Here is a 16,464-nt window from a genome sequence, read left to right as displayed (position 1 = left end):
TCAGTCATCCTCCGTGACGTTGAACAGGTGTCGAATGTAGCGCTCCAGATGGTCGAGGCTTTCGCGGGCGAGCGCAGGATCGTTGCCTGCCTTCGCCAGGATGAAGCCGCCCTGGAGAACGGCCTGCGTGTGGCGCGCGAGGCTCTCGGCCGTCCAGCCGGTCGCCGTGATGCCGTGCTCGCGCCGCGCCATCTCGATATCCGCCTCCAGCGTTGCCGTGTGCCCGAACATGCTGCGCCCGCAGGCATCGCGAATGTCGGGCGCGCTCGCAAAAACCTCCTGCGCCATCGTGCCGACGAGGCAGGTGAATTCCTGCAATTCGCCCGCGATGATCGCCTTGCGGAAGACGACATAGGCGAGGACCCGCGCCAACGGCTCGCTCGGGCCGTGATAGGGGGCGGCGGCGAAATAGGCCGATGTCGTCTCCGCCCAGAAATCCGCCGCCGCCACCCCGAGCGCCTCCTTGCTTCCGAAGTGGTGGAAGAAGGCCCCCTTGGTGACATCGGCGGCCTTGCACAGGTCATCGACGCTGGTCGCCGCAAAACCCTTCGTGCGGATGATGTCGCGTGCCGCCTCCAGGAGGCGGATCCGGGCGTTGCCGCGTTCGGGCGATTGTTTGGTCGGTCTGGACATGAGAAAGACATACCATACGGTCGGTATGTGTCAAGTATTAATTGATATCAACCTATTTTCTTGAATAAGAGACAAACAGCGACGAACCGGCTTCGAGCGAAGCCGGTTCAGCCTATCGGGAGTAGGGGTCGGAACATCCTAGGGTGCGAGCGCCTTGCGCTCCTCTTCGGCGGAAAGCGGGGCGCCGGCCTGGATCGAGGTCAGATAGGCGTCGATCGTCTCCTGCGAGGAGGCGGGCACATAGCCTTCGGCCTGCGGCGTCGTCAGCGCCAGCCGCGTCGCCCAGGCGCCATCCTGGCGGCAGGCGACGGTCAGCGTGCTGCTGGCCTGCTGTTTCAGCTCGTATTCGCGGCAGAGTTCGCCGCGCTCGTCGCGGAAGGAGGCGACGACATGCAGGACCGCGCCCGGGAGCGTCACGTCCCGGCCGGACGCCTCGCGGTCAAGGGCGGCCGCGATCTCGGCGCCGGCATCCGTTGCCGACGACCCCATGCGGCCGAGCGTGAAACCGATGACACCTGTCACCACCGCCACGAGACTGGCCGCAACCGGCATGAGCCAGCGCCGCACCGTCGGCTGTGCCGCCTGCTGCGGTTTCGGGCGGAAAGAAACGACATTGTCCCGAGTTGCCTGAGCGTCCTCGGCCATCTTGCGCACAGAAGCCAGCAGCGCTTCCGGCACCGGCTCGTCGATCAGCGGTTTCAGCGCGTCGCCCACCAGCCGGCGGCTGTCGAGGAAGACGGCGAGCCGCTCGGCCAGCGCCTCGTCGTTCGCAAGTGCTTCTTCCAGCGCGAGGCTTCGCGCCTCGTCCAGCTCGCCATCGGCAAAGGCCATCAATGTCTCGTCGTCGAAATCGTCTTTGCTCATGAAACGCCGCCTTTCGTATCGGGCGAACGTCTCTCGCCAAAACTTATTCCCGTCAGCTCCATCAGATTTTTTCGCGCACGGGCGAGACGGCTCATCACGGTGCCGATCGGGATGGAAAGAACCTCGGCCGCGTCGCGGTAGCTGAATTCCTCGACGCAGACCAGCACCAGCACTTCGCGCTGCTCGTCCGGCAGCTTTTGCAGGGCGATGGTCACCTCGGCGAGATCCATGCGGGCATGGGCGGCGGCCTCGCCGGAGGGCACGGAGACCTCGCGCGCCTCGTCGATGTCGTCATGCGGGCCGGCGGTCTTCAGCCGGCGCAGGTGGTCGATCCACAGGTTGCGCAGGATGCGGAACATCCAGGCGTCGAAGCGGCTGTCCGGTGCAAAACTGTCGGCCGCGACGATGGCGCGTTCGCAGGCGGCTTGCACCAGATCGTCAGCCAGTTCGCGCGGCCGGCAGAGCGAGATCGCGAAGCGTCTGAGGTTCGGCAGGAAGGCCACGAGCCTTTCAGGAACGGTCGGCATGTCATTCGTCATGCGATTTCTTTGGCACGCCATGGAATAAGCTGTCGAGTCAAACGTATGCCAGGGAGACGATCCACAGACCCGCAATGGAGACGGACCATGTCGAGCCGCCTTGCAGCCCTATCCGGACGCCTTTGCCTTCTCACGGCCATGACCATGGCGGGGGTGATCGCGCTGCCCGCGCTGCAGGGCAATTTTGCCCCCGGCATTGCCGTGGCGCTTGCGGACGATGACGATGACGGCGACGACGACGATGGCGGCAGCAGCCGCGGCGGACGCGGAGGCGAGTGGCAGCCGAAAGCGCGGGGCGACCTGCGCTCGCTGTTCCGCTGGCCCTCGCGCGAGGTGCGGCGTGCGCCCGTGCGCCGTGCCGTGGTGGCGGTGCCGGAGCGGGCGCCGAACGAGATCGTCGCGACCGGTCTCGATGACGACGCGATTGCCGGCTTGACGCAGGATGGCTTTGTCGTAGACGACCGCATCGAAATCGCGCTCATCGGCGGCGAAATGGTCCGCCTCATCGTCCCGCAAGGCATGACGCTCGATGCGGCACGTGCCGCAGTCTCCGCCCGCAGCGCCTCGGCCACGGTGGATTTCAACCACTTCTACCAGCCGCAGGCCGGGGACAAAGCCGCCTGCGTGCGGGAAGGCTGTGCGCTGGTGCGCCATATGGTGGGCTGGCCGACCGGCGAGGCGGGCAGTGGCTTCGCCTGCCTCAAGCCGCAGCGCATCGGCCTCATCGACACGGCGATTAACGCCAAGCACACGGTTCTGGCCAATGCCCGGCTGGAGGTTCTCGACCTCGGCGATGGAGACGGCGCACCCTCGGGCGAACAGCACGGCACGGCCGTGGCGGCGCTGCTGGTCGGCGCGCCCGGCAGCCGTGTGCCAGGCCTGCTGCCGGGAGCGGAGCTTGTCGCCGTCGATGCGTTCCAGCGTTTCCGCAAATCCACCGACATCGCCAATGTCTACGACCTCGTGCGCGCGCTCGACCTGTTGATCAAGCGTGACATCAAGGTCGTCAACCTGAGCCTGACGGGGCCGGAAAACCAGATCCTGGAGCGCGCCGTCGAGGCCGCCGCCGACCGGGGGACGATCCTCGTCGCGGCCGCCGGCAATGACGGGCCCAATGCCAAGCCGGTCTACCCCGCCGCCTACGAGGACGTGATCGCGGTGACCGCAGTCGACAAGGCGCGCAACCCCTATCGCCGGGCGGTGCGCGGCAATCATATCGATATCGCCGCGCCCGGTGTCGGCGTGTGGACCGCGGCGTCGATCTCCGGCGCGCGGCAGAAGAGCGGCACATCCTTCGCCGCCCCCTTCGTGACGGCGGCCGTGTCCATCCTGCTTGCGGAAAAACCCGGCCTCTCGCCACAGGAGGTCGAGGCCGAGCTGATGAAATCCGCCGAGGATATCGGCAAGCCCGGCAAGGACGCCATCTATGGCTGGGGGCTGCTCAATGCGCGAACACTCTGCGGCAGCGGCTGACGCTCAGGCTTCCTTGTTGCCGCCGCGCTGCACGACGACGCTGAGCAGCGCGAGCAGGCCCGATCCCACCATCAGGAAGAACGACACGGCGTTCAGCACCGGCGTCGAGCCGACCTTTACCATGCGGTCGTACATGGTGATGGTGAGCGGCGCATCCGAGCCGACCAGCATCAGCGTCGTGTTGAAATTCTCGAAGGACACGAGGAAGGCGACGACGAAGGCGGAGAACAGCGCTGGCATGAGATAGGGCAGCGTCACCGTCATCAATACGCGCAGCCGCGTGGCGCCGAGATTGAGGGCGGCTTCCTCCAGCGAGATATCGAATTTCCGCAGACGGGCGCCGATCACCAGTGAGGTGATCGTCGTCAGGAACGAGAACTGGCCGAGGATGACGAGGAAGATGCCGGGGCGCAGGAAGTACCATTCGATGCCGAAAGTTTCTTCGAGGCCGTTGGCGATCATGCTGGCGAAGACCAGGATCGAGATGCCGAGGATGACGCCGGGAATGACCAGCGGCACGATCATCAGGATGTAGAAGATGTTCTTGCCGGGGAACTGCTTGCGCTCGAACAGGAAGGCGTTGCAGGTGCCTGCGGCGACTGCAAGGGCGGAGACGGCGACGCCGATGGTCAGCGAATTCTGCAGGCCGCGCAGCAGGCGGCGATCATGGAACATGCCGATCTTCGGCTCGGTGCTGCTGAAGAACCAGTCGAGCGTGAAGCCGTTCCAGGGCAGGGCCGGGAACATCGAATCGTTGAAGGCGAACATGCCGGCGGCAAAAAGCGGTGCCGCCAGATAGATAAGGAACGCCAGCATATAGAAGCGATAGACCCAGCGAAGGAACGACGATTGGGGAGCCGCGACGTTCATGCTCAGTCCTTTGCGACGGTGGAGGCGAGGTTCTGGCCGGTCAGCCGCAGGCCGAGCCAGACGACGAACGAGGTGAAGACGAGCAGCAGCACGCCGAAGGTCGCGCCGGATTCCCAGTTGTAGCGCGTCACGAACTGCTCATAGATCTGCTCGGTGAACCACATGCTGTTCTTGCCGCCGAGCAGGATCGGCGTCAGGTAGCTGCCCGCCGTCAGCATGAAGACGATGATGCAGCCGGCGACGATGCCCGGCATCGCATAGGGCACGACGATGCGGCGGAAGACCGTGAGCCGGCTGCCGCCGAGATTGTAGCCGGCCTCGATCAGCGAATTGTCCATGCCGTCGAGCGTCGAGACGAGCGGCACGATCATGAACAGCACGACCGTATAAACGAGGCCCATCACCACGGTGGCGTCGTTATAGAGAAATTCCACCGGGCCGCTGATCAGGCCGATCTTCTGCAGGAAGGACGAGACAAGGCCGGTTTCGCGCAGGATGACAATCCAGCCGAAGGCGCGCACCAGGTCGCTCACCCAGAGCGGGATGAGGCACATCAGGAAGAGCGCGGCGCGCGAGCGGCGCTGCGCGATCTTGGCAATGTAGTAGGCGACGGGAAAGCCGATGATGAGCGCCATGATAGTGACGAGGATCGACATCCAGGCGGTGCGCAGCAGCGTGTTCCAGTAGATCGGCTCGCTGACGAAGGCGGCGTAGTTGGCGAACCCGAAGGTATATTCGCCCGGCCCCACCTTTTCCCTGAGCGAGATGTAGCCGATGCCGAGCTGCGGCAGGATGATCAAAAGCACGATCCACAGCGCGAAGGGGGCGAAAAGCAGGATGAAGGAGAGTTTTCCGATGTCCGTGCGTGGCATCGCCGTTACCTCGACACGCTGAAGCAGCGGCCATGGCCGTGGCTCCAGCCGATATCGACGGCCGCACCCGGCACGATGCGGCCGCTGCCGTCCATCACGGCCTGGCCGACCTCGACGAGGTTGCCGCCCCGGCTGCGCACGAGAATGCGGCTGCTGGCGCCGTTGAAGAGCAGGCTTTCGACGGTGCCCGCCAGCCGGTTTTCGCTGCCCGTGCCGACGACAAGCACTTCTGGTCGCACGAAAAGCTCGACAGCGCTGCCGGCCGCAATCCGGTCGTCGCCGGCTTGCGCGATCGCCTCGCCGCCGCCGTCGAGCGCCACGCGCACCTTGCCGTCCGAAACGGAAAGCGCACTGCCCGGCCAGCGGTTGCTGTCGCCGACGAATCCGGCGACGAAGCCGGTCTTCGGATCGTTGTAGAGTTCCTGCGGCGAGCCGATCTGCTCGAACCGGCCGGCATTCATCACCGCCACATTGTCCGACATCAAGAGGGCTTCCGACTGGTCGTGGGTAATGTAGAGGAAGGTCGTCTCGAACTGGTGCTGCAATTGCTTCAGCTCGATCTTCATGCGCTCGCGCAGTTTCAGGTCCAGCGCGCCGAGCGGTTCGTCGAGCAGCAGCACGTCCGGCTCGAGCACCATGCAGCGGGCGATCGCGATGCGCTGCTTCTGGCCGCCGGAAAGCTGGGCGACCTGCTTCTCCTCCGTGCCCGGCAGGCCGACGCGGTCGAGCACGGCCGCCACCTTGCGGGTGATATCGGCCTTGTTCTCGCCGCGGCAGCGCAGGCCATAGGCGATGTTCTCGCCGACATTCATCATCGGGAAGAGCGCGAGATGCTGGAACACCATCTTGACGGGACGCCTGTTCGGCGGCGTCGAGAGCACGGATTTGCCCTTGATGCGGATATCGCCGCTCGTCGGCTCCTCGAAGCCGGCGATCATGCGCATCAGCGTGGTCTTGCCGCAGCCCGACGGCCCGAGAATGGAGAAGAACGAACCGCGCGGGACGTTGAAGGACACGCTGTTGACGGCGGTATAGGCCCCGAAGCGCTTGCTCAGGCTTTCGCATTGAAGGTCGTGCATGGAGTGCTCGCAAATCAGAGCCGCAGGGCGGCTTATTCTGACGCCAGCCGGCGGAGGGAAGGCCCCGACCGGCTGGCGTCATGTCCTGGGACGGATCAGTTCGACGTGGCGGCCTTGATGCGCTCAAGCGCCTTGCCTTCCATGTCTTCAAGCCCTGCCGGGATGTTGGCGAAGAATTTCAGGTTTGCCAGATCCTTTTCGTCGAAAGCGGCCCGCACGGCGGCCTTCTTGTCGTCCGGAAGCAGGTCGATGCCGTTGCTGACGGCGGCAATCGCACCGGTCGAATCCGACATCAGCTTGACGATATCCGGGTTCATGACGAAGTTGATCCACTTGTAGGCGGCATCGTCAGCCTCGCCCTTGCGCGGGATGACGAAGGTATCGATCCAGGCGAGCGCACCGGTTTCCGGCGGCACGTAGACCAGGTTCTTGTTCTGGCCGTAGAGCTTGAAGGCCGTCGAATCCCAGGCTTCCGAGACGACGACTTCGCCGGAGAGCAAGAGCGTCGACAGGTCGTCGCCGCCGTTCCAGTAGGTCTTGACGTTGTCCTTGCAGGAAATCAGCTTTTCCGTCACCTCGTCGAGCATCGTCTGGTAGGCCGCCTTGTCGCCATAGAGCGCAAACGGATCCTTGCCGAGTGCGAAGGCCGTGCCGAGCAGGATGGTACGGCGCAGGCGCATGGAGGTGCGGCCCTTGTATTCCGGATTGCAGAGGTCGCCCCAGCCCTTGACGTCCGGCGCCTTGGATACGTCTGCGACGATGCCCGAGGTGCCCCACTGGTGCGGCACGGCATAGAGCGCGCCGTCGATGGTGGCATTGGCCTTCACGCCTTCGAGAAGGTTCGGCGCGAGCGCGGCCGTGTCGATCTTCGACAGGTCGAGCGGCTTGTAGATGTTGTATTCCTGCTGGGCCGCGAAGATGCGGTCGTGGCTCGGCTGGGCGAGGTCATAGCCGGCGCCGCCGGTGGCGCGCAGCTTCGCGACCATTTCCTCGTTGTTGGAGAGCGTCACTTCGACGGTGATGTCGGGGTTCGCGTCCTCGAAGAGCTTGATGACGTTGTCGGGTGCGTAACCGCCCCAGGTGAGCAGGCGCAGGGTTTCGGCCTGGGCTGCGGTGCTTGCGACGAGCAGGGCAAGCGCCGTCGTCGCGGCGAGCGCGAATTTGGTTTTCATGCTGTTCTCCTCTTCCATTTGGCTGTTGAAAGCCGCCGTTTTTCCGGCGTTCTTTTTTCGCTGAGGACCATCTCACTCCCGACGATGGCACTCGATTCCCGATTTTTAGCCATTGCCATCAAAGGGTGAGATTGGCTTCCCCGAAAGGTCCATTATCTGCTTGCCGTAAGACCATTATGACGTTCAGCTGATCTTCGCCGCCAGGCTCTTGGTCCGCGTGTAGCTCTTGAGCGCCGCAAAGCCCTTTTCGCGGCCGAAACCCGACAGCTTGGTGCCGCCGAAAGGCACCTCGATGCCGCCGGCAAAATATTCGTTGATGAAGATCTGGCCAGCGTCGATATCGCGCGCCATGCGGTGGGCGCGACCGAAATCGCTTGTGTAGATGCCGGCGACGAGGCCGAAATCGGTGCCGTTGGCGATGGCGACCGCTTCCTCTTCGCCGTCCACGACCTGCACGGAGAGCACCGGCCCGAAAATCTCCTCCTGGATGACCGGATCCTCCGCCTTGACGGCATCGAGAATGGTTGGCTCGAAGAACCAGCCCGTGCCGCTCTCCTGATCCACCGCGGGACGGCCACCGGCGGCGACCGTTATGCCGCGCTCGCGCGCGCCGTCGACATAACCGGCGACCTTCTCGAGATGGGCGGCGGAACTCAGCGCGCCGACCTGCGGTCGGCGCAGGCCGTGGCCGATTTTCAGGGCGCCGGCGCGCGCCGCGATGCGCTCCACCAGGTCCGCATGCACCCCGCGCTCGACGACGAGGCGGGAGCCGGCCGAGCAAATCTGCCCGGCATTCTCGTAGATCGCGCCGAGCACGCCTTCGACGGCGGCATCGAGGTCTGCATCGGCCATGACGATGACCGGCGACTTGCCGCCGAGTTCGAGCACGACGCTGGTGACGTTGACGGCCGCCGATTGCATGACCCGGATGCCCGTCGGCACGGAACCGGTGAAGGTAACGTGCCGGACATCCGGGTGCGACACCAGCGGTCCGCCAGCTTCAGCGCCGGTGCCGGTAACGACGTTGCACACGCCGGCGGGAAGGCCGGCGCGGTGGAGGATGTCTGCCAGCATCAGTGCCGTCAGCGGCGTCTGTTCCGCCGGCTTGGCGACCACGGTGCAGCCTGCTGCCAGCGCCGGCGCGATGCTGCGCGCGGCGGTCGAGAGCGGATAGTTCCACGGGATGATATGGCCGGTGACGCCGACCGGTTCCTCGATCGAATAGCCGATATAGTCCGCGCCGAGCGGGAAGGTGTCGCCCTGGATCTTGTCGGCGGCACCGGCATAATATTCGAAGCAGCGGACCGCACCCGCGACGTCGCCTTCCGCTTCCTGCAAGGCCTTGCCGCTGTCGAGGCTTTCCACCACGGCAAGCCGCGCCGCTTCCGCCCGGATGATCTGCGCGGCGCGGAACAGGATTGCGCCGCGGTCGCCCGCCTTGGTGCGTCCCCAGTCGCGTTGGGCCCTGCGGGCGGCAGCGACGGCGCGGTCCACGTCGCTTTCGTCACCGGCGGCGAAAGCATGGAAGGCGCGGGCGGAGCCGGGGTCGAAGGTTTCCATCGTGCGGTTGCCCGCGGCAGCCGTGAAGGTGCCGTCGATGAAATGGCCGGCGGGCAGGCCGGTGAGCGTGCCGGTCGAGAAATACGCGCTGACGAGGGCTTCGGTGCTCATGTCAGTTCGCCTCGCTGGCCTGGTAGCTCGACTTGGCGAGCCATTCCGGGTCGATTTCCACGCCCCAGCCGGGTTCGTCCGTCACGGTCGCCTTGCCGTCGACGATGTCATAGGGCGACTTGCGGAACAGGCCGTCCTGCCAGGGGTAATAGTCCTCGCCCTCGATCGAGAATTCGAGATATTTGCCGGCATTCGGAATGGCGCGCAGCAGGTGCATGGTGAAGAGCGTCACCATGGAGAGGTTGGCGGCATGCGGCGTCACCGGAATTCCGGCTGCTTCCGCCATGCGGGCCACGCGCAAGGTGCGGCTGATGCCGCCGAGATAGCAGATGTCGGGCTGCACGATATCGACAGCCTTCATTTCGATCATGCGGCGCCAGGTCGGCAGATCGCAATCCTGCTCGCCGCCCGTCACGTCCATGTCGAGCGCGTCGGCCACTTCCCTGGTCTGTTCGAGCTCCCAATAGGGGCAGGGCTCCTCGTAATGCACGAGGCCGTTGTCCTGCATGATCTTCCCGACCTCGATGGCACGGGCCGGCGAGTAGCAGGAATTGGCATCGGCCAGCAGGTCGGCACCGTCGCCGACGGCCCTGGCGATCGTCGGGATGATCTCTTCCGTGCGGCCCGGCCATTCGTCCTGGTTGCGCCCGCATTCCGCGCCGACGCGGAACTTGAAGGCATCAAACCCGAATTCGCCGCGCAGCCGCCTGAAGCGCTCGGCCTCGTCTGCCGGCGTGATGTCGCGCTTCATCGAGGAGGCATAGGCGCGCAGCGGGCCGGCGGAACCGCCGAGCAGCGCGGCCACCGGCTTGCCGGCCTGTTTGCCGCGCAGGTCCCAGATCGCGGTGTCGAGGCCGCACATGGCGCGGTAGAGATAGGAGCCCGGAAACTTGTGCTCGCGCTCGAAGATGCGGTCGAGATGGTCGTCCAGGTCGACGATCTCGGCGCCGATCGTATAGGGCGCGACCTGGCGGTGCAGCACTTCGGAGGTGATGTCGGAATTGTAGGTCGAAACCTGGCCCCAGCCGGTCGCACCGGTCTCGTCGGTCATCCGGACGAAGCCGACATACCGGTTGCAGAAGGTCTCGATGCGCTTGATCTTCATGACGCTCTAACGTGTCCTTGGGCCAATCTGGCTGGCGGATGGCGTAATGTGGAATGGCCACTTGACGCCGCGAATTGGTATGACAATCATCGCAAAGTCTTTGAGTGGTAAGGTCCACTTTGCTTTATGTAGCGGACCATTATTGCGGGCGGACGACAGGGCGGGAGTGGGACATGGTGAAGTATCCGGGCGGGGCGCTGCTGCCGTCGTTGCATTTCGACCGCACGTCCCGCACGCCGATCAGCACGCAGCTCTGCTCGGCGCTCCGGGAAATGATCCTGTCGGGCGAACTGCCGCCCGGCGAGCGCCTGCCTTCCAGCCGGACGCTCGCGAAGGATCACGCGGTGTCGCGCACCACGGCGATCAGCGTTTACGAGCAGCTCGCCGCCGAGGGGCTGATCCGCTCCAGCATCGGCGCCGGGGCCTATGTCGCCGATACGCTTCGCGACGGCCGACCCGTCGCCCCGCCGAAGAGCAGCCTGGACGAGATCCGCAGCCCGCCGCGCCTCGCGCAACTCAGCGCCGATGCGTCGGAACACTACTTTCCCCGCCTGGCGCATCCGGAAAACCCACGGCCCTTCATCACCGGCATTCCGGCTTTCGACGAATTCCCGATGGCGCTGTGGGCCAGCATGGTGACGCGCTATTGGCGCCAGCCGCGCAACCTGCTGCTCGGCTATCCCGCGCCCGAAGGGCTGATGGAGCTGCGCCGGGCGGTGGCGATGCATCTGCGCGCCAACCGCGGCATCACCTGCGAGCCCGAGCAGGTTTTCATCTTCAACGGCGCGCAGGATGCCTTCAACCGCATCGGCAACACGCTGCTCGACCCCGGCGATACGGTGTGGATCGAGAATCCCGGCGCGATCGGTGCACGCAACAGCCTCATCTCCTCGGGCGCCAAACTCGTGCCGCTCGGCATCGACGAGGAGGGCATCAATGTTGCCGAGGGGCTGGAGGTCGCGCCGGATTTCCGCCTCGCCTTCGTCACCCCCGCCCACCAGCACCCGCTCGGCGTGACGATGAGCCTCCAGCGCCGCTTCGAGCTGTTGCGCGCGGCGGAGCGGGCGGGGGCCTGGATCATCGAGGACGATTATGTCGGCGAGTTCCACTATGCCGGCCATCCGCCGCCGACGCTGAAAAGCGTCGATGCGTCGGGCCGCGTCATCTATGTCGGCAGTTTTTCCAAAACCCTGTTCGCCGCCCTTCGCCTCGGCTACGTGGTGGCGCCGCCCGAGCTGGTCGATATCTTCTACCGGATCGCCGGGGCGACGTTGCAGGGCTCCGCCGCCAGCCTGCAATCGGTCGTCGCGAATTTCATCGAGTGCGGGCACTTTTCCAGCCACATCCGCCGCATGCGCCGGGTCTATGCCGAACGACTCCAGGCGCTGCTCGACGTTGCTGAAAAACACCTCGGCGGCATGCTGGAAGTGGCCCCGACGGAAACGGGGTTTCATACGGTCGGACGCCTCGCCCCGGATTTCGACGAGCTCGCCGTCGCCCGCCGTGCCGCTGAGCGCAACGTGCTCGTCTCGCCGATCAGCCGGTTTGCAATCACCCCGGTCAGCCAGCGCGGTCTGATTCTCGGCTTCAGCTCCGCCCCGCCACGCATGATCGCGAACGCTGCGGAGACGCTCGCGCTGACCCTGAAAGAGATGCGCAAGGAACAGGCGAAGGGCCGTCTGACCGCTTAGCGGGCGTCGGCCAGGATGAGGTCGGCGCCCTTTTCGCCCACCATGATCGTCGGTGCGTTGATATTGCCGGCGGTGATGCGCGGAAAGATCGAGGCGTCGACGACGCGCAGCCCATCTATGCCATGCACCCGCAGGCGCGGATCGACCACCGACGTCGCCGGCTCCGGCCCCATGGCGCAGGTGCCGCAGGGGTGGAACACCGAGCCGGAGCGCTGGCGGATATCCGCGACCAGGTCCTCGTCGCGGGTGATGTCGGCGCCGGGCTTGATCTCGTGCTTGATGATCTCGCGCATCGGTCCGGTTCCGGCCAGCCGCCGCAGGAAATGCGCGGCTTCCAAGAGTTCCTGCACATCCTCCTCCGTCGAGAGATAATTCGGCCGGATTTCCGGTGCGGCGAAAGGATCGGCGGAGCGGATGCCCAATTCTCCGCGGCTGGTCGGGTGGCAATTGGAGACGCCGACGAGGAAGCCGGAGAACGGGTCCGGGCTCATCAGCGCACGCCGGCCGGGGATCGCCCGCGTATAGCTGACGGGCGAGAAATAGAGCTGCATGTTCGGCCGCGTGCGCTCCGGGCCGGTGCGGAAGAAACCGCCGCCCTGATTGACGCTGAGCGATAGGGGGCCGCTCCTCGTCAGCACGTAACGCAGGCCGACGGCCAACCGGCCCCACCACGGGCGCAGGACGTCGTTCAGCGTCGGCCGCTGGCTCGCGTAGAGATGGTCGAAGCCGATATGGTCCTGCAGGTTGCGGCCAACCTGATCGGCCGCGTGCACGACCTCGAGGCCGTGGCGCTTGAGAAGGGCAGGGTCACCGATGCCGGAAAGTTGCAGGATCTGCGGCGTGTTCACCGCACCGGCGGAGAGGATCACCTCGCGGCGCGCGCGGATCTGGCGGATTTCGTTGCCCCGCCGGTATTCGACGCCCTTCGCGCGGCGCCCCTCGAACAGCACGTTCGTAACATGTGCAGCCTTGATCACATGCAGGTTCGCCCGCTTGCGGGCATGCGCCAGATAGGCCGTCGCAGTCGAACAACGAAAACCGTTGCGCGTGGTAATCTGGTAGATGCCGATGCCTTCCTGCATCGCGCCGTTGAAATCTCCGTTGCGCGTCAGCCCGGCCTCGATGCCGCCGGCGAGGTAGTTTTCGCAAAGCGGATGCACGACCTTCTCGATGTTGGTGACCGTCACCGGCCCGCCCGCACCGCGCCAGGGATCGGCGCCCGCGACATTGTCTTCCATGCGCTTGAAGACGGGCAGCACGTCGTCATAGCCCCAGCCAGGATTGCCGAGCGCGCGCCATCCATCGAAATCCTGCGCCTGGCCGCGGATGAAGACCATGGCGTTGATCGAGCTCGACCCGCCGAGCACTTTTCCGCGCGGCCAGTAGCTTTGGCGGTCGGCGAAGCCGGGGACCGGTTCGGTCAGGTACTTCCAGTTCAATGTGTCGTGGTAGAAGGCCTTGCCGTAGCCGATCGGCATGCGCACCCAGAAATTCAGATCGCCACCGCCGGCCTCCAGCAGCGCCACGCGGTATGTGCTGTTTTCCGAAAGCCGGTTCGCCAGCACGCAGCCCGCCGAGCCCGCGCCGACGATCACGTAGTCGAAGTCTTCCATATCCCTGCCAGGTCTCCCGCCATGCGATGTCCAGGCCTATTGCTATATCGCAATTGGCCTTCGCGTCAGCGTCCATTGCGAAAGGTTCAGGATACCAGTCCGTCGTGGCAGCAAGGTCTGGAGGTCGTCTTCACCGGCACGGACAGCCGGCTCACGGCACGAGCGGGGCGGCGTGCAGGTAGCGGGCGACCTTGCGTTTCGCGGCGATATCCGCCCAGACCAGCTCGACTTCGCCTTCCTTGAGGCCCGTCGCCGCCGCGATCGTTGACGGCGGCAGGGCGTGCTCCAGCCCGTAGAGGCAGATGTCCATCTTGTCGTAGGGCAGGGCGAAGTAGAATTCCTCCTGCGTTTGCGGCAGCGAATAGGTGTCGGTTGTCGGCGGGCGGGCGAGGATTTCGGCCGGTACGCCGAGATGGGCGGCGAGCTGGTAGACCTGTGACTTGTAGAGGTGGGCGATCGGCTTGATATCGGCGGCACCGTCGCCATTCTTGACGAAGAAACCCTGGTCGTATTCCAGCCGGTTCGGCGTGCCGAGCACGGCGAAGTTCAGCCGGTCGGCATGGTAATATTCGAGCTGCTTGCGGGTGCGCTGCTTCATGTTGGTTGCCGCCACGATGCCGAGATAGGCGCTCGCCGGGAGCCGTACCTTGCGCATCTCGCCCTCCGGCGAGCGCACGACGAGCGAGGAGATGTTGTAGCCGCCCGTCGTCATCGGATTGTCGAAGACGATCTTGGAGGCCCAGCCGTCCCGGTATTCCGGCACCGCCTCGCGGATGAAGGCGTCGCGGCGCGTATAGCAGCCCATGGCGGCAAGCGACGGCCCGATATCCTCCAGAATGCTGTCGATGCCGAATGTCTCGGCCACGCTGCGCCCGAGCCGCAGGCTTTCCGGGTCGGAGTCATTTTCCGGCATGAAGAGGGCAAAGACGTTTTTCGCGCCGAGCGCGCGCACGGCAAGCGCCGCGCAGAGGCTGGAATCGATGCCGCCGGAAAGGCCGAGCACCAGCCCGCGCTTGCGCAGGTCGAGCCGCAGCCGCTCGCGCATCCAGCCGGTGATGCGCTCAATCTCGGCGGCGGGGTCGAGCACGAGCGGGGCGAAGGAGGGGGTGTTCATGTGGTCGATCCTGTCGTGGTGGCGGCAAGCCGGCGGCTTGCCTTTCCGGAATCGGTTCGGGGCAGTGAGGTGCGGAACTCGACGCTCTTCGGAACCATGTGGTCTTCGAGATTCTGCGCGCAGAAGCGCAGGATGTCCCGCTCGGTCAGCGCCGGGTCGGAGGCGACAATGATCGCCTTCACGGCCTGTCCAAGCACCTCGTGCGGAACGCCGACAACCAATGCTTCAGCGATGCCGGGCATGCGGCACAGCACCTCCTCCACCGCCTGCGGTGCGACCTTCTCGCCGCGCGACTTGATGATGTCGTCCGTACGCGCGACGAAGGTGAGGTAGCCGTCCGCATCGGCGGTGAAGAGATCACCGGTGTGCAGGCGCAGCGCACCGGTCTTCGGATCGGGCCGCAGCGCACGGCGGGTCGCGGCCGCGTTCCGCCAGTAGCCGCGCATGACATGCGGCCCGCCGACCACCAGTTCGCCGACCGTCCCGGGAGGCACCGGCGCGCCTGCCTCGTCCACCACCTCGGCGCGCGTGCCCGGTATGGCGATGCCGACCGATCCGCGCCGGGCATCGATCTCGTCCGGCGGCAGAAAGGTGGCGCGGGTGCATTCGGTCTGGCCGTACATGCAATAGAAGCGGACATGCGGCAGGCGCGCGCGCAGCCCGTCGAGATGGGCGAGCGGCAGGGGGGCCGCGGCACTCGTCACGTAGCGCAGGCTGGCGAAGAGCGCAGGATCGAGGTCGCGGGCCTGCATCATCATCGCGGCCATTGCCGGCACGAGCGGAAAGCCGGTGACACCTTCCTCGCGGATCCGTTCGAAGATCGCTTGCGGAAACGCGAAGGATTTTTCGATGACCAGCGTCGCGCCGGTGAGCATCGCGGTAACGAGCTGGTTGAGCCCGTAGCCGAAGGACATCGGCAGCACGACGAGGATGGTGTCGGCGGCCCGGTTTTCGAGATAGGTGGTGATCGAGCGGGCCGCGGCGTCGATATTGTCGTGGGCGAGCATCACGCCTTTCGGTTCGCCGGTCGAGCCGGACGTATAAATCAGCGCCGCGAGATCCGTATCCGGCAATGGCTCGGAAACCAACGGCAAGGATCCGAGCCCGGCATCGAAACTCCCCCCGTCACCGATCACCAGGCGGGGCAAGGAGACGACGTCCTCGACGCGTTTTTCGAGCCGGCCTTCCACGATCGCCATTGCGGGGGTGCAATCCCGCACGATCTGCGACAGCCGAGCACTCCTGGTCGCCGGATTGACCGGGCAGATCACCGCACCGGCGATCCAGGTGGCAAAAACCGCGACGGCGGCCTGCCAGCCATTGTCGAGCAGAATGAGAACGCGGTCGCCCCGTCCGACGCCGTGGCTGCGCAGCGTCGTCGCCAGGCGGGCGGCGCGGTCGAGGAACTGGTCGTAGCTCAGGCGCACATCGCCCGAGACGATCGCCGTCCTGGCGCCGTCGCGGCTGGCACTGTCCTGAAGATACCGCTCGATCCGCATGGCCGGCTCTGCCGTCAGGCTGCCTGCTTGCGGGCGATGAAACCGGCTATCCTCTCGATCGTGTCGAGATTGGCCGGCACGATATCGGCGTCGGCGACCGTGATGGCGAAATGCTCCTCGAGGAAACCGACGAGTTCGAGAATGCCGGTCGAATCGACGAGGTCGTTGTCGATCAGCGACAGGTCGGCGGGCAGCGGGTGGCCGGTGTCGCCGAACAGGAAATTATCCACGATGAAGGTGCGGATGGCGGCTCTGGTGTCGTCGGACAT

Annotated in this window: 15 protein-coding genes; 2 read left to right on the top strand and 13 right to left on the bottom strand. The window is 65.5% G+C overall.

Translation table 11 applies throughout. The features are described 5' to 3' along the window. From VGN93_RS21935 to VGN93_RS21925, 3 genes are all read right to left on the bottom strand, one after another. Nucleotides 1–633, bottom strand: coding sequence for a TetR/AcrR family transcriptional regulator (locus VGN93_RS21935; protein ID WP_327509139.1), 633 nt, complete (start codon nucleotides 631–633; stop codon nucleotides 1–3). 138 nt (nucleotides 634–771) lie between these two features. Further along, nucleotides 772–1,497: a hypothetical protein gene (locus tag VGN93_RS21930; protein WP_327509138.1), complete on the bottom strand. Its 726-nt coding sequence runs from the start codon at nucleotides 1,495–1,497 to the stop codon at nucleotides 772–774. Further along, the gene (locus VGN93_RS21925; RefSeq protein ID WP_327509137.1) at nucleotides 1,494–2,036 is read right to left on the bottom strand and encodes an RNA polymerase sigma factor; all 543 of its coding nucleotides are present in this window, start codon (nucleotides 2,034–2,036) and stop codon (nucleotides 1,494–1,496) included. The genes VGN93_RS21930 and VGN93_RS21925 overlap by 4 nt, the downstream gene beginning before the upstream one ends. An 87-nt stretch (nucleotides 2,037–2,123) precedes the next feature. Between VGN93_RS21925 and VGN93_RS21920 the strand changes: the two genes are divergently transcribed. Beyond that, complete coding sequence (locus tag VGN93_RS21920) at nucleotides 2,124–3,509, top strand: S8 family serine peptidase (protein ID WP_327509136.1); 1,386 nt, start codon at nucleotides 2,124–2,126, stop codon at nucleotides 3,507–3,509. 3 nt (nucleotides 3,510–3,512) lie between these two features. Here the strand turns inward: VGN93_RS21920 and VGN93_RS21915 are convergent, their stop codons facing one another. The 6 genes from VGN93_RS21915 to VGN93_RS21890 all read right to left on the bottom strand — a co-directional run bounded on the left by VGN93_RS21915 (nucleotide 3,513) and on the right by VGN93_RS21890 (nucleotide 10,278). After that, the gene (locus tag VGN93_RS21915; protein WP_327509135.1) at nucleotides 3,513–4,379 is read right to left on the bottom strand and encodes an ABC transporter permease; all 867 of its coding nucleotides are present in this window, start codon (nucleotides 4,377–4,379) and stop codon (nucleotides 3,513–3,515) included. A 2-nt stretch (nucleotides 4,380–4,381) separates the two neighbouring features. Then, nucleotides 4,382–5,251, bottom strand: coding sequence for an ABC transporter permease (locus VGN93_RS21910; RefSeq protein ID WP_327509134.1), 870 nt, complete (start codon nucleotides 5,249–5,251; stop codon nucleotides 4,382–4,384). A 5-nt stretch (nucleotides 5,252–5,256) separates the two neighbouring features. Beyond that, nucleotides 5,257–6,330, bottom strand: coding sequence for an ABC transporter ATP-binding protein (locus VGN93_RS21905; protein WP_327509133.1), 1,074 nt, complete (start codon nucleotides 6,328–6,330; stop codon nucleotides 5,257–5,259). A gap of 95 nt (nucleotides 6,331–6,425) precedes the next feature. Then, complete coding sequence (locus tag VGN93_RS21900; RefSeq protein WP_327509132.1) at nucleotides 6,426–7,502, bottom strand: extracellular solute-binding protein; 1,077 nt, start codon at nucleotides 7,500–7,502, stop codon at nucleotides 6,426–6,428. Nucleotides 7,503–7,685: 183 nt separating this feature from the next. Next, the gene (locus VGN93_RS21895) at nucleotides 7,686–9,173 is read right to left on the bottom strand and encodes an aldehyde dehydrogenase family protein (RefSeq protein WP_327509131.1); all 1,488 of its coding nucleotides are present in this window, start codon (nucleotides 9,171–9,173) and stop codon (nucleotides 7,686–7,688) included. Between the two features lies 1 nt (nucleotide 9,174). Continuing rightward, nucleotides 9,175–10,278, bottom strand: a complete 1,104-nt coding sequence (locus VGN93_RS21890) for a mandelate racemase/muconate lactonizing enzyme family protein (protein ID WP_327509130.1) — start codon at nucleotides 10,276–10,278, stop codon at nucleotides 9,175–9,177. A 173-nt stretch (nucleotides 10,279–10,451) separates the two neighbouring features. Here VGN93_RS21890 and VGN93_RS21885 point away from each other — a divergent pair, with 173 nt between their 5' ends. Then, nucleotides 10,452–11,969, top strand: a complete 1,518-nt coding sequence (locus VGN93_RS21885; RefSeq protein WP_327509129.1) for a PLP-dependent aminotransferase family protein — start codon at nucleotides 10,452–10,454, stop codon at nucleotides 11,967–11,969. Here the strand turns inward: VGN93_RS21885 and VGN93_RS21880 are convergent. From VGN93_RS21880 to VGN93_RS21865, 4 genes are all read right to left on the bottom strand, one after another. Further along, a complete protein-coding gene (locus tag VGN93_RS21880) occupies nucleotides 11,966–13,582 on the bottom strand; it encodes a GMC family oxidoreductase (RefSeq protein WP_327509128.1) in 1,617 nt (538 codons plus the stop codon). The genes VGN93_RS21885 and VGN93_RS21880 overlap by 4 nt on opposite strands. A gap of 151 nt (nucleotides 13,583–13,733) precedes the next feature. After that, nucleotides 13,734–14,696, bottom strand: coding sequence for an NAD(+) synthase (gene nadE, locus VGN93_RS21875; RefSeq protein WP_327509127.1), 963 nt, complete (start codon nucleotides 14,694–14,696; stop codon nucleotides 13,734–13,736). Further along, the gene (locus tag VGN93_RS21870) at nucleotides 14,693–16,195 is read right to left on the bottom strand and encodes a class I adenylate-forming enzyme family protein (RefSeq protein WP_327509126.1); all 1,503 of its coding nucleotides are present in this window, start codon (nucleotides 16,193–16,195) and stop codon (nucleotides 14,693–14,695) included. The genes nadE and VGN93_RS21870 overlap by 4 nt, the downstream gene beginning before the upstream one ends. A gap of 14 nt (nucleotides 16,196–16,209) precedes the next feature. Next, nucleotides 16,210–16,464 carry an acyl carrier protein gene (locus tag VGN93_RS21865; protein WP_327509125.1) on the bottom strand — a complete coding sequence of 85 codons (255 nt, stop codon included), beginning with the start codon at nucleotides 16,462–16,464 and terminating at the stop codon, nucleotides 16,210–16,212.

Origin of the sequence: Shinella sp., from assembly GCF_035998705.1 — a bacterium.
Lineage (GTDB): Bacteria > Pseudomonadota > Alphaproteobacteria > Rhizobiales > Rhizobiaceae > Shinella.
The sequence above is the reverse complement of the archived record's forward strand: the minus strand, read 5'-3'. Positions and strand labels throughout refer to the sequence as shown.